Genomic DNA, 14,934 nt, shown 5'->3' with positions numbered 1-14,934 from the left:
CGGATACTGATGATCTGTTAGTCGGAAAATCGCTTCTTGATGGTGATGTCCTCATGTGACTGATGAAGACATTTCTCACATCGCGGTGTATTAATCAACGGGGGACAGGTCAACATCCCCTGTGTGAGAGTTATCAAAGCGTTACTGCGCGTGCTTAACCATATAACCTTCTGTTACGAAAAGCAGTTTTGTTTAAGTCCACTACTTGTTGTGCATGTGGTTAGAGTTTGTAAAATGACCTCTGTGATTATATCCATAACAAGTAGAGGGATTTATGGCGACAGGAATTGTGCTTTGCCAGGGAGACAGAACATCCTGCGGAGGCAAGATTGTTGTAGGCTCCGCATTGGGCATTGCCTTCGGCAAACCGATAGCGAAAGAGGGCGACCCTGTAACATGCGGCAAAGATGGCAACACATACAAGATTATTGGTGGGATCTCGATTTTTACGGATGGCGCAGATAACAGACGTGTTGCAGGGTCACTTGATAGCTACAGTTCATGCCCCTGTAGGTCAAAAATACGCCCCTCTAATGCTTACCCCATATATGAAAAAGAAGAACCACAGGCATTCGGAAATGCAGGCTCAGCGACTGTGGCTCCACTATCCACCTCACTCACTCTAAAAGCTCATCCAGAGACTGACCCAATACAGCACGCACAGACAGCGAAGAAGACAACAGGTATCGATGCAGGTTTTGCTGTTCTTCCCTATGGCGGTACTACAGAAGCCTGGCAACGTTTGCTATTCACTGAGAATCCACCAGCAGGAGCCAAAGAGCTATTCGCTACGCTAAACGGTGCAAATAAAAGCTATAAAGCCGGTTCTATTATGCTTCTGGTTGATCCTAAAAAGCAGGATGACGAACAGATTGCACACATGAAAGCCGCGAAAGCGCGAGTTGATGCAGCATTAGAACCGCTGACTATGCAAGAAGCTACCTTCTTACATAAACATAAAGACACCATTGATCTCTTTACTTCTCGCGCCAGTACGACTGCAGGGATTGCCTCAGATGCTGCGGGGAAATACTTCGAAAAGATCGAAAGTGTGCTCACCAGGATTCAACAGGCATACAAAAATCAGTACATAACCAGCGGATCACTGATAAGTGAGCAGTTTTATGTTCAGAGACGGCAACTATTCAGCGAACTTAATGGAATCCTTAGCGATTTCACCCTCCATAAGCTCGCGTTGCAAGATTATCCAGATATAAAGCGTGCGTTAGGGCTTTCAACCCGTTCAATCACTCATCGCTGGAATCAGACGGGGGTTTCTGACATTGAGGGCTACGCCACCTTTATGGAAAACGCAGCCAAATACGTGAAGATGATGAAAGCAGTTGGCTATGTTGGTATTGCTCTCGATGGCGCTAACAGGCTGGACAAAGTTTATGAAGCCTGCACTGTAGGAAACGATTGTGAAAAAGCGGCATTTACTCAGGTCGGCGGATTTAGCGTTGGTACTGCTGCGGGTATTTACACTTCCTCAGCAGTGTATAGTGGTGCTACAGCGGCATGTTCGGTAGTGCTCGGCGCTTTAACCATAGAAGTCGGAGCCGTTGGCGCGTTAGCTTGTGGTGTAATCGTGTCAGGTGCAGTTGGTTATGGTGTCGGTGAGGTTGGTAGCAACGTCGGGGAATTTACAGGTGAGAAAATTTATGAGGTTGTTAAATAAATGCTCACTCTATCAGATGTGATTATCTGCGGGTTTGGAGGGTTAAGCCTTGTTTGCGGTGTAGCTGTAGCGGTGCTTTCATCTCTCAACAAAAAGCGTTTCTCCGCGATCTGTGCTCTGTATAAAGAAAAGTTTGGTTATCTCCCGGCTGGGGCGATTATCTTCGACAACGCTGATTCCATAGGATTTAGCACAGGTTATGCAGCGAAAATCAACTTTATCGTGAATCCATTGATCTTTGGTAAAAGCTCAGTAGACAGTACCAATGATGATGTTGCCTTCATTCGGGGATTATCGCCCCATCTCAAAACCTGGTTTATTGCCGAGTACGGTTTCTCTCTTCTCGGTTTGCTATCAATCGTTATCGCCGGATCTGTTCTGTACTTCCGATAAGCTCCCAAAACAAGCCAGCAATCATGCTGGCTTACATTTGATACATAATCCTACAAATTTCCATCTGTTCTATCAGCATGCAGCGGCTGTTCCTTCCCAGATTTCGTAAAACAGAAGTTTTATTGCCCGTTGGTGGTAAGACACCACTGTGCACAATCGTTAGGCGATTTCATCAGGGTTATGTCAACAGTGAAGCCTGTTACAGACTCGAAAATGATGTGCATAAAAGGGATGATACAAAGCACCGCTAAAGCTGTCACGCAACATACGTGACAGCTTTAGCGGTGCTACAACAGATTGATTTACAATTTTTTTATTTTACTTGTGCGCCTTCACAGGAGTCGAATAGGGTCATAATAGCGGAGAAATTACCGCTATAATGATGGCCTCGTTTCCACCTTTACAAGAAAGGTTTAACGTCACCCACACCTTCACGCACGACCACCGGCGCATCTTCCGTTAAATCAATCACCGTGGTGGGCTGCTGGCCGAGATAGCCGCCGTGAATAATCAAATCCACCTGTTTCTCGAGGCGGTCTTTAATCTCTTCCGGATCGGACTCGGTAAATTCGCTGCCCGGCAGCATCAGGGATGTCGACAGCATCGGCTCACCGAGCACCTCCAGCAGTGCCTGGGCGATCGGGTTCGACGGCACGCGCATGCCGATGGTTTTGCGTTTTTCCTGCAGCAGGCGGCGCGGTACCTCTTTGGTACCCTTCAGAATAAAGGTGTAATTCCCTGGCGTATTATTTTTGATCAGGCGAAATGCCACGTTATCCACGTAGGAGTATGTCGACAGCTCCGAAAGATCGCGGCACATCAGGGTGAAGTTATGCCCGTTCGGAATGTGACGGATCCGGCAGATACGCTCCATCGCGCCTTTATCTTCGATCTTACAGCCCAGCGCGTAGCCAGAATCTGTCGGATAGACAATGACCCCGCCCTTACGCACGATCTCCACGGCCTGATTGATCAAACGCGGCTGCGGATTGTCAGGATGGATATAGAAAAATTGACTCATACTTCCCTCTCTTCAATTGGCGTCGGCTGCTCCCAGAGTTGCCACACCGGCTCTACACCTGCGGGTAACCAGAGTTTGCGTCCCAGCTCGATCCATGGACAAGGCTGATGGAAATCGGAGCCCTGGGAGGCAAAGAGCCCATACTGGCGGGCATACTCAGCCAGTTGACTGCGCTCGTTGGGCGCCTGCTGGCACTGCGCGACTTCCATCGCGTCACCGCCCTGTTCGGCGAAGTACGCCAGCAGACGTTTCAGCCATTTGGCAGAAAGGTTATACCGCGCCGGATGGGCCAGCACCGCCTTGCCGCCAGAATGATGAATGACATCAACAGCTTGTTCTATTGTACACCACTGGGGTGGAACGTATCCGGTTTTCCCCCGTGCGAGGTACTTTTTAAACACGTCGGCGATGTTATTCGCCTTGCCTTGTGCGACCAGAAAACGGGCAAAGTGTGCGCGGGTCACCGCGCCGCCATTTGCCAGACTCAGGGCCCCTTCCCATGCACCGGGAATATGGGCTTTGTCCAGACGTTCGGCGATAAGTTCGGCCCGCAGCGTCCGACGCGCCTTCTGCTTTTCAAGAAATGCGCGCATGGCCGGGTTCTCAATATCAATATTCAACCCGACGATATGAATTTCGTGGTTTTCCCAGACGGTCGAAATCTCCACCCCCGCTATCAGGGTAAGCGGCAAACCGCTACGGGTAATTTCAGCCCGCGCCGGGGCAATCGCCTCGGTGGTATCGTGATCGGTGATCGCCAGCGTGCCGACGCGCATCTCATGGGCGCGGTGGACGAGGGCTTCGGGTGTGAGCAGGCCATCAGAGGCCTGCGTGTGGCTGTGTAAATCATAAATCACTGCGTAATTCGTGTCGCTCAAAGCGGCTCCCGTCACTGATCGTCATTATCTGCGCCGCCATAATAGCGGCATGTGGTGAAATTCTGAAATCGGGGGGTTGACATTAGGCCATCGAACTAGTTAACTAGTACGCAAGTTCACTCAACGAGGTATCTGTCCATGACCGCACAATTCACTCTGCACAGCTGGTGGCGCACATCCTGATTGTCGGGCAGTGTCGCACGTCTGCGTAAAGCATACAGATACCTGGCCCGCCACTGAGCGGGCCTTTTTTTGAACAGAATAAAGAGAACAACATAATGCAAACAGCCAAACCTACCCTCGAATTGCTGACCCGTGAGGCGGCGTATCGCCACAACCCTACGGCGCTGTTCCATCAGGTCTGCGGCGCGCGCCCTGCCACGCTGCTGCTGGAATCGGCGGATATCGACAGCAAAGACGATCTGAAAAGTCTGCTGCTGGTCGACAGTGCCCTGCGCATCACTGCGCTTGGCAACACCGTTACCCTGCAGGCTCTGTCCGAAAACGGTGCGGCGCTGCTTCCATTGCTTGATGGCGTCCTGCCGGCAGGCATTGAAAATGAACCCCGTCCGGATGCCCGTATTCTGCACTTCCCACCGGTCAGCCAACTGCTCGACGAAGACGCGCGCTTGTGCTCACTGTCGGTGTTTGACGCCTTCCGCCTGCTGCAGAACCTGGTCAACGTGCCGGAAAACGAGCGGGAAGCGATGTTCTTTGGCGGGCTGTTTGCCTACGACCTGGTGGCCGGTTTTGAAGCGCTGCCTGAACTGGAGCAGGGAAATCGCTGCCCGGACTACTGCTTCTATCTCGCCGAAACCTTACTGGTGATCGACCACCAGAAAAAATCTACCCGCATTCAGGCCAGCCTGTTTACGCCGCTGCAAGGCGAGAAACAGCGCCTCGAACAGCGTATCGCGCAGTTGCAGGAGCAGATGAACGAAGCCCCGTCAGAGCTGCCGGTCCAGCGCGTAGAGCAGATGCGCACCGACTGTAGCCAGACGGACGATGAGTTTGGCGTAGTGGTCCGCCAGATGCAAAAAGCGATTCGCGCGGGCGAGATTTTCCAGGTGGTACCTTCTCGCCGCTTCTCGCTGCCCTGCCCGTCCCCGCTGGCAGCCTATGACGTGCTGAAGAAAAGCAATCCCAGCCCGTACATGTTCTTTATGCAGGATAACGATTTTACGCTGTTCGGCGCCTCGCCGGAGAGCTCCCTGAAGTACGACGCCACCAGCCGCCAGATTGAAATCTATCCGATTGCCGGCACCCGCCCACGTGGTCGCCACGCCGACGGCTCGCTGGATCGCGATCTTGACAGCCGCATTGAGCTTGAAATGCGCACCGACCAGAAAGAGATGTCCGAGCACCTGATGCTGGTTGACCTGGCGCGTAACGATCTGGCGCGCATCTGCACCCCGGGCAGCCGCTACGTGGCCGACTTAACCAAAGTGGACCGCTACTCCTTCGTGATGCACCTGGTCTCCCGCGTGGTGGGGGAACTGCGTCGCGATCTGGATGTGCTGCACGCTTACCGCGCCTGCATGAACATGGGCACCCTGAGCGGAGCGCCAAAAGTGCGCGCCATGCAGCTTATCGCCCAAGCCGAAGGCCGTCGTCGCGGCAGCTATGGCGGCGCAGTCGGCTACTTCACGGCGCACGGCGATCTGGATACCTGCATCGTGATCCGCTCCGCCTACGTTGAAGAGGGGATCGCCACCGTCCAGGCCGGGGCTGGCATCGTTCTGGATTCGGTTCCGCAGTCTGAAGCTGACGAAACCCGCAATAAAGCCCGCGCGGTACTGCGCGCCATTGCGACTGCCCATCACGCACAGGAGATTTTCTGATGGCTGACATTCTGCTGCTCGATAATATCGACTCATTCACCTATAACCTGGCGGATCAGCTGCGTGCTAACGGCCATAACGTGGTGATTTACCGTAACCATGTTCCGGCGCAAACCTTAATTGAGCGTCTGGGCACCATGCAAAACCCGGTGCTGATGCTCTCCCCTGGACCAGGCGCGCCAAGCGAAGCGGGCTGTATGCCGGAACTCCTCACCCGCATGCGCGGCAAGCTGCCGATCATTGGCATCTGTCTGGGTCACCAGGCCATAGTCGAAGCCTACGGCGGCTATGTTGGCCAGGCCGGTGAGATCCTCCACGGCAAAGCCTCCAGCATTGAACACGACGGCCAGGCGATGTTTGCTGGGCTGATGAATCCGCTGCCGGTGGCACGCTATCACTCACTGGTCGGGAGCAATATCCCGGCGGGACTGACCATCAATGCCCACTACAACGGAATGGTGATGGCCGTGCGTCACGACGCCGACAGGGTGTGCGGTTTGCAGTTTCATCCGGAATCGATTCTGACCTCGCAAGGCGCGCGTCTGCTTGAGCAAACCCTCAACTGGGCGCTGCAGAAACTGGAGCAGACCAACAGCCTGCAGCCAATTCTGGAAAAACTGTACCAGGCGCAGACCCTGAGCCAGCAGGAGAGCCATCAGCTGTTCTCTGCCGTGGTGCGTGGCGAGCTGAAACCTGAGCAGCTTGCTGCCGCGCTGGTGAGCATGAAAGTGCGCGGTGAACAACCGCAGGAGATTGCCGGTGCGGCCACCGCCCTGTTGGAAAACGCCGCCCCCTTCCCGCGTCCTGACTACCTGTTCGCCGACATCGTCGGCACCGGCGGTGACGGCAGCAACAGCATCAACATCTCTACCGCCAGCGCCTTTGTCGCCGCCGCCTGTGGCATGAAAGTGGCGAAACACGGCAACCGCAGCGTGTCCAGTCGTTCCGGCTCATCGGATCTGCTGGCCGCCTTCGGGATCAATCTGGAGATGAATGCCGAGAAATCCCGCGATGCGCTGGACGATCTGGGCGTCTGCTTCCTGTTTGCGCCGAAATATCACACCGGGTTCCGCCATGCGATGCCGGTACGCCAGCAGCTGAAAACCCGCACCCTGTTTAACGTGCTTGGCCCGCTGATTAATCCGGCTCACCCGCCGCTGGCGCTGATTGGCGTCTACAGCCCGGAGCTGGTACTGCCGATTGCCGAAACCCTGCGCGTGCTGGGCTATCAGCGCGCTGCGGTTGTGCACAGCGGTGGCATGGATGAAGTGTCTCTGCATGCGCCGACCCTGGTGGCCGAGCTGCACAACGGTGAAATAAAAAGTTATCAGCTGGAAGCGGCAGACTTTGGATTAACCCCGTATCACCAGCAGGAGCTGGCAGGCGGTACCCCGGAAGAAAACCGTGACATTCTGACGCGCCTGTTACAAGGTAAAGGTGAACCCGCGCATGAGGCCGCAGTGGCCGCCAACGTCGCCATGCTGATGCGTCTGCACGGTGAAGAAGATCTACAGGAAAACGCGCGTACCGTGATGGATGTGCTGCGCTCTGGCGCAGCGTACGACCGGGTGACCGCACTTGCGGCAAGAGGATAAAAAATGCAGACCGTGTTAGCGAAAATCGTTGCCGATAAGGCCATCTGGGTTGAGGCGCGCAAACAGCAGCAACCGCTCGCCAGCTTCCAGAACGACGTCGTGCCGAGCAGCCGCCGTTTTTATGATGCCCTGCAGGGTGCACGCACTGCGTTTATCCTGGAGTGCAAAAAAGCCTCCCCATCAAAAGGGGTGATCCGCGATGATTTCGACCCGGCGCAGATTGCCGCCGTGTATAAGCACCATGCGTCGGCGATTTCGGTGCTGACGGATGAGAAGTATTTTCAGGGCAGTTTCGATTTTCTGCCGGTGGTTAGCAGGATCGCCCCGCAGCCGATCTTGTGTAAAGACTTTATTATCGACGCGTATCAAATCTGGCTGGCGCGCTTTTATCAGGCCGACGCCTGCCTGCTGATGCTCTCCGTGTTGGATGACGGACAATATCGCCAGCTCGCAGCCGTGGCGCACAGCCTGAACATGGGCGTGCTGACCGAAGTGAGCAACGAAGAGGAACTGGAGCGGGCCATCGCGCTAGAGGCCAGGGTGGTGGGTATTAATAACCGTGACCTGCGCGATCTCTCTATCGACCTGAATCGCACCCGCCAGCTGGCGCCGCGTCTGGGCGCGGGCGTCACAGTGATCAGCGAGTCGGGGATTAATACCTATGCCCAGGTTCGTGAGCTAAGCCACTTCGCCAACGGCTTCCTGATTGGCTCCGCGATGATGGAGCAGGCCGATCTGGGTGCTGCGGTACGTCGCGTGCTGCTGGGTGAGAATAAAGTGTGCGGCCTGACGCGCCCGGAAGATGCCGTCGCGGCACATGAAGCCGGGGCCATTTACGGTGGACTTATTTTTGTAGAGTCCTCCCCGCGCAACGTCACCGAGCCACAGGCTCGTCAGGTGATGGCCGCCGCGCCGTTACGCTATGTGGGGGTGTTCCGCAACGCGGCAATCGCTGCGGTTGCTGCCCGCGCCGAGGCGCTGTCACTTGCCGCCGTTCAACTGCACGGCAGCGAAGATCAAGCTTATATCGATGCTCTGCGCGCCGTCCTGGCCCCGCAGGTGCAAATCTGGAAAGCGCTCAGCGTCAGCGACACTCTGCCGTCCCGTACGCTCCAGCAGGTGGATAAATATGTTCTGGATAACGGCCAGGGCGGCAGCGGACAACGTTTTGACTGGTCGCTGCTCAACGGTGAGAAGCTGGACAATGTCCTGCTCGCCGGTGGTTTAAGCCCGGATAACTGCGTCGAAGCCGCCAAAGCAGGCTGCGCAGGACTCGATTTCAATTCAGGCGTTGAGGCGCAGCCTGGCATTAAAGATGCCAGCAAGCTGGCCTCGGTGTTTAAAACGCTGCGTGCATATTAAGGAAGAGAAGATGACCACATTATTAAATCCGTACTTTGGCGAATTTGGCGGCATGTATGTGCCGCAGATCCTGATGCCCGCGCTGCGCCAGCTGGAAGAAGCCTTCGTCAGTGCGCAAAAAGATCCGCTTTTCCAGGCTGAGTTTACCGACCTGCTGAAAAACTACGCCGGTCGTCCAACCGCGCTGACCAAATGTCGCAACCTCACCGAAGGCACCCGCACCACGCTGTATCTGAAGCGTGAAGATCTCCTCCACGGTGGCGCGCACAAAACCAACCAGGTACTGGGTCAGGCCCTGCTGGCCAAACGGATGGGCAAAACGGAAATTATCGCCGAAACCGGTGCCGGTCAGCACGGCGTAGCTTCTGCACTTGCCAGCGCCCTGCTCGGCCTGAAATGTCGCATCTACATGGGTGCCAAAGACGTTGAGCGTCAGTCGCCGAACGTGTTCCGTATGCGTCTGATGGGTGCCGAAGTGATCCCGGTGTACAGCGGCTCTGCAACGCTGAAAGATGCCTGTAACGAAGCGCTGCGCGACTGGTCTGGCAACTATGAAAACGCCCACTATATGCTGGGTACCGCAGCGGGCCCGCACCCGTTCCCGACCATTGTGCGTGAATTCCAGCGCATGATCGGCGAAGAGACTAAAGCGCAGATCCTCGAAAAAGAAGGACGCCTGCCAGATGCAGTGATCGCCTGCGTGGGCGGTGGTTCCAACGCCATTGGTATGTTTGCCGACTTTATTGACGACGAGCGCGTGGGTCTGATTGGCGTTGAGCCTGCCGGTCATGGTATCGAATCCGGCGAACATGGCGCACCGCTGAAGCATGGCCGGGTGGGGATCTACTTCGGCATGAAATCGCCAATGATGCAGACCGATGAAGGGCAGATTGAAGAATCTTACTCGATTTCTGCCGGGCTGGATTTCCCGTCCGTCGGGCCGCAGCACGCGCACCTGAACAGCATTGGTCGCGCGGAATATGTCTCGATTACCGATGACGAAGCGCTGGAAGCCTTTAAAACCTTGTGTCGTAAAGAAGGGATTATCCCGGCGCTGGAGTCGTCTCACGCCCTGGCACATGCGTTGAAAATCATTAAAGAAAACCCGGAAAAAGAGCAACTGCTGGTGGTGAACCTTTCCGGTCGCGGTGATAAAGATATCTTCACCGTTCACGATATTTTGAAAGCACGAGGGGAAATGTGATGGAACGTTACGATAGCGTATTTGCTGAACTTAAGGCCCGCAAGGAAGGCGCATTTGTTCCCTTTGTGACCCTGGGCGACCCCTCCCCGGAGCAGTCGCTGAAAATTATCGATACCCTGATTCAAGCCGGTGCCGACGCGCTGGAGCTGGGTATCCCGTTCTCGGATCCGCTGGCCGACGGCCCGACTATTCAAAGCGCGACCCTGCGCGCCTTCGCTGCAGGCGTCACCCCGACCCAGTGTTTTGAGATGCTGGCGACCATTCGCCAGAAGCACCCGACCATTCCGATCGGCCTGCTGATGTACGCCAACCTGGTATTCAACCGCGGGATCGACGCATTCTACGCCGAGTGCGCGCGCGTTGGGGTGGACTCGGTGCTGGTCGCCGATGTCCCGGTGGAAGAGTCTGCACCGTTCCGCCAGGCGGCGATGCGCCATAACGTTGCGCCGATCTTTATCTGCCCACCGAACGCCGACGACGAACTGCTGCGCCAGATTGCCTCTCACGGTCGCGGGTATACTTACCTGCTGTCACGAGCCGGGGTAACGGGTACCGAGACCCAGGCCGCACTGCCGCTGCATCACCTGGTTGAAAAGCTGGCAGAATATAACGCCGCACCGCCGCTGCAGGGCTTTGGCATTTCGGCCCCTGCCCAGGTCGCGGGCGCGATCGATGCCGGGGCTGCCGGCGCGATTTCCGGTTCGGCGATTGTCAAGATCATCGAGAAGAATGTCGCCCATCCGGAGAAGATGCTGAGCGAGCTGAAAACGTTCGTCAGCGAAATGAAAGCGGCAACCCGTCCGCAGTAACCTGCCCGCCGCCTGGTGTCGCCAGGCGGCTTGCTGTAAAAATTGAACTCATCGAGTTTTCTCGCAGTTTCCGCTTTCAAAACGGTTTCCCACGCCTGTTTCATCCACTTCTGGTCCCGCGCTCCTGTCTTAGTAATAATCCCATTTTCTTCAGGATATCCCCATTGAGTCTATGCTTTACATTGACCAGAAAAGGAGAACGTTATGTCAGACCCTAATTTTGATAACGATGCACAATATGCTGGTGAAAAAGCGAAGAACAAACTGGATGAGGCGGCCGGTGCTGCGCAGCAGCAGTTTGGCGAATTTGTTGATTCTCCAAAACATCAGTTGAAGGGTGCCGGGCGCAAATATGCCGCTCAGGCCAGTGACGTTGTTACTGATGTTACCGACGCGGTTAAAAATAATCCCCTTAGCGGCCTCATTGCCGCAGGCGCGGTAGGTATTGTCCTCGGCCTGCTTTTGAGTCGTAAATAAAAAAGGCCCTTCGGGGCCTTCTTCCTTTCAGAAGCGATACCCCGCCGAGAACATAAACACCCACGGATCCAGGCGGGTGCTGATATTTTGCTGCTGGTCTCCAGCTTTGAAGCGCACCTCGGTGTCGATATCCATGTACCAGACCGACATGTTAATCAGCCAGTCGCGGTTGATCAGATAATCCAGCCCCACCTGCCCCGCCGCACCCCAGGAATCTTTCAGACTCAGGTCGGAGAGGCCAGCCGCTTTACCGGTGTCGTTAAACTTCTCATCAAAGAAGGTGGTGTAATTGACCCCGGCGCCAACATAGGGGCGAAGCTTGCTGCCAGCATCACCGAAATACCACTGGGCCATCAGAGTGGGCGGCAGGTGGTGAACCGTGGCGATATCTCCGGTTGGGCCCGTACCGACCTTGTGACGAAACGGCGTGGCCGCCAGCAGTTCAACGCCAACGTTATCGGTGGCCATCCAGGTAAAGGTCATCCCGGCCTGGGTATTGTTACTGACGTTAAAACCGCCCAAACCCAGAACATTGTCCGATCCTTCCGTGGGGCGTACCGTGGCGGACCCGAGGCGGAAAAAGAATTCCCCTGCTTCATGGGCCATTGCGCCGCCGGAAATACTGCTCAGAATCAGTGCTGCGAGCGCTGCTTTTTTCATATCCATTCCCTCGTTATGGTTTTATTGAAGGACGGAATATACCCACAAATGATTATTAAGTGATCTCACCGCGATCACATTAGATTCAACAATTTAACATTCATTGATCTAAATTAATTTTTTCAACCTCTGGCAAAAAATGGTAGTGACTGTCTGGATCAATTTTGCCTTTTCAGGCAAACAAAGCGCAGCGCGATAACAACTGCGCAAAATTACCGCAAGGCATTACGAGGGCTTTACAAAGATATGCTTTTCCATACCAGCCTTGATACTGCCACCGGGCAGTTATCCAGGGTACAATTGCCCGCTAATTAATACTTGCAATACTCAAGGAGAGTGCATGTCTATCACGGCGAAGTCTGTCTACCGTGACACGGGGAATTTTTTCCGCAATCAGTTCGTTACCTTCTTACTGATCGCCTTATTGTGCGCATTTATCACGGTGGTACTTGGTCATGCCTTTTCGCCGAGTGAGGAGCAAATTGCCAGCCTGAGCGATGGCGATAGCATCGCCAGCAGCGTTGGATTGTTTGAGATGGTGCAAAACATGACGCCTGAACAACAGCAGATCCTGCTGCGGGCGTCTGCTGCCTCAACCTTCTCCGGGTTAATTGGCAACGCCATCCTGGTGGGCGGCGTATTGCTGATGATCCAGATGGTTTCTGCAGGGCAACGCATCAGCGCACTGCGGGCGATTGGTGCCAGCGCCCCGCTGCTGCCGAAGCTGTTTATCCTCATCTTTTTAACCACTATGCTTATCCAGATCGGGATTATGCTGGTCGTGGTACCGGGCGTATTACTCGCCATTGTGCTGGCCTTCGCCCCAGTCATGGTAGCGCAGGACAAGATGGGCATTTTTGTCGCCATGCGTAGCAGCATCCGGCTGGCATGGTCTAATATGCGTCTGGTTGCCCCGGCGGTAATGGGCTGGCTGCTGGCAAAAACCTTACTGCTGCTGTTTGCGCCAAACCTTGCGGTACTGACGCCGAACGTCGGCGCGGTGGTGGCAAATACGCTGAGTAATCTGATCTCCGCAGTGTTACTCGTCTATTTGTTCCGCCTGTATACCTTAATTCGCCAGTAATTTTTCTGATGGTCTAAGCCATGCGCGCAGGCCATCGCCGATGATGGAATCGAAGAATGAAGCAGTTTCTTGATTTTTTACCCCTGGTCGTCTTTTTTGCTTTCTACAAACTTTATGACATCTATGCAGCAACCACTGCCTTGATCGTCGCGACAGCAATCGTGCTGATCTACAGCTGGGTGCGCTACCGTAAAGTCGAGAAGATGGCGCTCATCACCTTTGTGCTGGTGGCGTTTTTTGGCGGACTGACCGTCTTTTTCCACAACGATGAGTTCATCAAGTGGAAAGTCACCGTGATTTACGTCCTGTTTGCCGGGGCGCTGCTGTTCAGCCAGTGGGTTATGAAAAAGCCGCTGATTCAGCGCATGCTGGGTAAAGAGCTGACCCTGCCGCAGACCGTCTGGACGCGTTTAAATATCGCCTGGGCGGTGTTCTTTATTCTCTGCGGTCTGGCGAATATCTATATCGCCTTCTGGCTGCCGCAGAATATCTGGGTCAACTTCAAGGTGTTTGGCCTGACTGCGCTGACGCTGATTTTCACCCTGCTGAGCGGCGTCTACATCTACCGCCACATGCCGCAAGACGACAAGAACTGATCCCTTTGCCCGGGTGGATTCGCCCGGGCCACTTCGTTATAAGCTGAGCAAACCAATGACAACACAAGATGCGCCACAGGGCGAACTGGTATTACGCACGCTGGCAATGCCCGCTGACACCAATGCAAACGGTGATATTTTTGGCGGCTGGTTAATGTCGCAGATGGATATGGGTGGCGCGATCCTCGCCAAAGAGATTGCCCAGGGCCGCGTGGTGACAGTGAGAGTCGACGGGATGACCTTTCTGCGACCGGTTGCGGTGGGTGATGTAGTGTGTTGCTATGCGCGCTGCGTCAAGCGCGGCAATACCTCGGTGTCGATCAACATTGAGGTCTGGGTGAAGAAGGTCTCCTCAGAACCTATCGGTCAGCGCTACAAAGCCACCGAAGCCCTGTTCATTTACGTGGCGGTGGATAGCGACGGCAAACCACGCGTGTTACCGCAGGCATAAAAAAAGCCTCCTGTCGGAGGCTTTTCTCATTATTCCATCTGCGCCCCGCCATTAAGGCGGAAGACAATATTCACGATCAGTCCGCGGCCCGGCTTCCCGGCCTCATAGCGCCATTTGCGCATGGCCGTTTTCACCTCACGCTCAAACATATTTGCCGGTTGTGCGGAGAGCACTTCGACATTCTCCACGCGGCCGTCGGAGGTGACGTCAAACTTCACGCGCACGCGCCCTTCGATACGTAATGCCTGCGCACGCGCCGGGTACTGTGGCTGATTACGGGCCAGCGCACGAGGGCCAGACGGTGCCGTGGCAACCGGCTTCGCGGTGGTCGGGGAAGTGTTCATCACCGGACGAGCAGGCGCCGTATTAGGTGCAGGCTGCGTAGCACGTGGCTCTACCGGACGTTCTTCACGCTTCGGACGCTCTTCGACCTTTTTCACCGGTTTTGGTTTCGGCTTCGGTTTTGGCTTTGGTTCCGGCTTGTGGATCACCACTGGGGCTTCTTTCGGCGGCTCTGGAACAGGCTCTGGCTCGGGTTCCGGCTCAGGTTCAACAACCGGTTCCGGCGGCGGTGCCACCTGCACGGGCTCCAGTTCGGCCGGGGAGACCATGGTGACCGAGATCGGCTGCGCAGGAGCAGGCATTTCAATAACTTGACTTACCGAGGTATAAAGCAGACCTGCAACGACAGCGCCGTGAACCACAATGGAAAGCAGCGTCGGCCAGGGGAAGCGGCGAGGTAGATCAATAGTCATTGAAGTCATAATCATTTCAGTTGAAAAGCCAGGGCCTGATTTTAAATGCAAATAGCAATCATATTCAATAAGGCTGTTAAATTTCGTCCGAATTAAACGTTCAGCCGGTGAAAAAAGGCATGCAATGAAC

At 55.0% G+C, this 14,934-nt stretch carries 15 protein-coding genes, 1 pseudogene and 1 other annotated feature; of the genes and pseudogenes, 12 read left to right on the top strand and 4 right to left on the bottom strand.

Annotated elements, in window-relative coordinates:
- The first annotated feature begins 274 nt into the window (after window positions 1-274).
- Both ACRDD5_RS04555 and ACRDD5_RS04550 read left to right on the top strand, forming a co-directional pair.
- Window positions 275-1,678 (top strand): PAAR domain-containing protein, encoded by a 1,404-nt coding sequence (locus ACRDD5_RS04555; protein ID WP_438676056.1) that lies wholly within the window; start codon window positions 275-277, stop codon window positions 1,676-1,678.
- Window positions 1,679-2,071, top strand: coding sequence for a hypothetical protein (locus ACRDD5_RS04550; RefSeq protein ID WP_271284171.1), 393 nt, complete (start codon window positions 1,679-1,681; stop codon window positions 2,069-2,071).
- 400 nt (window positions 2,072-2,471) lie between these two features.
- On the opposite strand, the gene ACRDD5_RS04545 is transcribed toward ACRDD5_RS04550, so the two are convergent.
- Complete coding sequence (locus tag ACRDD5_RS04545; RefSeq protein WP_438676055.1) at window positions 2,472-3,092, bottom strand: L-threonylcarbamoyladenylate synthase; 621 nt, start codon at window positions 3,090-3,092, stop codon at window positions 2,472-2,474.
- Window positions 3,089-3,985, bottom strand: a complete 897-nt coding sequence (gene rnm / locus ACRDD5_RS04540; RefSeq protein ID WP_438676054.1) for an RNase RNM — start codon at window positions 3,983-3,985, stop codon at window positions 3,089-3,091. Before rnm ends, ACRDD5_RS04545 begins: the two co-directional genes overlap by 4 nt.
- A gap of 144 nt (window positions 3,986-4,129) precedes the next feature.
- Window positions 4,130-4,224, top strand: a sequence feature (Trp leader region).
- Window positions 4,225-4,248: 24 nt separating this feature from the next.
- Here rnm and ACRDD5_RS04535 point away from each other — a divergent pair.
- From ACRDD5_RS04535 to ACRDD5_RS04510, 6 genes are all read left to right on the top strand, one after another.
- Window positions 4,249-5,811: an anthranilate synthase component 1 gene (locus tag ACRDD5_RS04535; RefSeq protein ID WP_271284168.1), complete on the top strand. Its 1,563-nt coding sequence runs from the start codon at window positions 4,249-4,251 to the stop codon at window positions 5,809-5,811.
- Window positions 5,811-7,406, top strand: coding sequence for a bifunctional anthranilate synthase glutamate amidotransferase component TrpG/anthranilate phosphoribosyltransferase TrpD (trpD, locus tag ACRDD5_RS04530; protein ID WP_271284167.1), 1,596 nt, complete (start codon window positions 5,811-5,813; stop codon window positions 7,404-7,406). Before ACRDD5_RS04535 ends, trpD begins: the two co-directional genes overlap by 1 nt.
- Before the next feature lie 3 nt (window positions 7,407-7,409).
- Window positions 7,410-8,768: a bifunctional indole-3-glycerol-phosphate synthase TrpC/phosphoribosylanthranilate isomerase TrpF gene (gene trpCF / locus ACRDD5_RS04525; protein ID WP_438676053.1), complete on the top strand. Its 1,359-nt coding sequence runs from the start codon at window positions 7,410-7,412 to the stop codon at window positions 8,766-8,768.
- A gap of 10 nt (window positions 8,769-8,778) precedes the next feature.
- Window positions 8,779-9,972 (top strand): tryptophan synthase subunit beta, encoded by a 1,194-nt coding sequence (trpB, locus tag ACRDD5_RS04520; protein WP_438676052.1) that lies wholly within the window; start codon window positions 8,779-8,781, stop codon window positions 9,970-9,972.
- The gene (gene trpA / locus ACRDD5_RS04515; RefSeq protein WP_438676051.1) at window positions 9,972-10,781 is read left to right on the top strand and encodes a tryptophan synthase subunit alpha; all 810 of its coding nucleotides are present in this window, start codon (window positions 9,972-9,974) and stop codon (window positions 10,779-10,781) included. The genes trpB and trpA overlap by 1 nt, the downstream gene beginning before the upstream one ends.
- A 204-nt stretch (window positions 10,782-10,985) precedes the next feature.
- Complete coding sequence (locus tag ACRDD5_RS04510) at window positions 10,986-11,258, top strand: DUF883 family protein (protein ID WP_271284163.1); 273 nt, start codon at window positions 10,986-10,988, stop codon at window positions 11,256-11,258.
- A gap of 27 nt (window positions 11,259-11,285) precedes the next feature.
- Here ACRDD5_RS04510 and ompW read toward each other — a convergent pair whose 3' ends face one another.
- Window positions 11,286-11,918, bottom strand: coding sequence for an outer membrane protein OmpW (ompW, locus tag ACRDD5_RS04505; protein WP_438676050.1), 633 nt, complete (start codon window positions 11,916-11,918; stop codon window positions 11,286-11,288).
- 216 nt (window positions 11,919-12,134) lie between these two features.
- Here ompW and ACRDD5_RS04500 point away from each other — a divergent pair.
- The 4 genes and pseudogenes from ACRDD5_RS04500 to yciA all read left to right on the top strand — a co-directional run.
- Window positions 12,135-12,233, top strand: a pseudogene (locus ACRDD5_RS04500) (YkgJ family cysteine cluster protein); the annotation flags it as partial.
- A gap of 25 nt (window positions 12,234-12,258) precedes the next feature.
- Window positions 12,259-13,002: a YciC family protein gene (locus tag ACRDD5_RS04495; protein ID WP_271284161.1), complete on the top strand. Its 744-nt coding sequence runs from the start codon at window positions 12,259-12,261 to the stop codon at window positions 13,000-13,002.
- Between the two features lie 56 nt (window positions 13,003-13,058).
- On the top strand, window positions 13,059-13,598 hold the full coding sequence (locus tag ACRDD5_RS04490; RefSeq protein WP_438676049.1) for a septation protein A: 540 nt from the start codon (window positions 13,059-13,061) through the stop codon (window positions 13,596-13,598).
- Between the two features lie 55 nt (window positions 13,599-13,653).
- Window positions 13,654-14,049, top strand: coding sequence for an acyl-CoA thioester hydrolase YciA (gene yciA, locus ACRDD5_RS04485; protein WP_271284159.1), 396 nt, complete (start codon window positions 13,654-13,656; stop codon window positions 14,047-14,049).
- Between the two features lie 29 nt (window positions 14,050-14,078).
- Here the strand turns inward: yciA and tonB are convergent, their stop codons facing one another.
- On the bottom strand, window positions 14,079-14,804 hold the full coding sequence (tonB, locus tag ACRDD5_RS04480; RefSeq protein ID WP_438676092.1) for a TonB system transport protein TonB: 726 nt from the start codon (window positions 14,802-14,804) through the stop codon (window positions 14,079-14,081).
- Window positions 14,805-14,934 lie beyond the last annotated feature (130 nt).

Source organism: Silvania sp., from assembly GCF_051656365.1.
Classification (GTDB): domain Bacteria; phylum Pseudomonadota; class Gammaproteobacteria; order Enterobacterales; family Enterobacteriaceae; genus Enterobacter; species Enterobacter hatchlandensis.
This window is presented reverse-complemented; position numbering and strand designations above follow the sequence as displayed.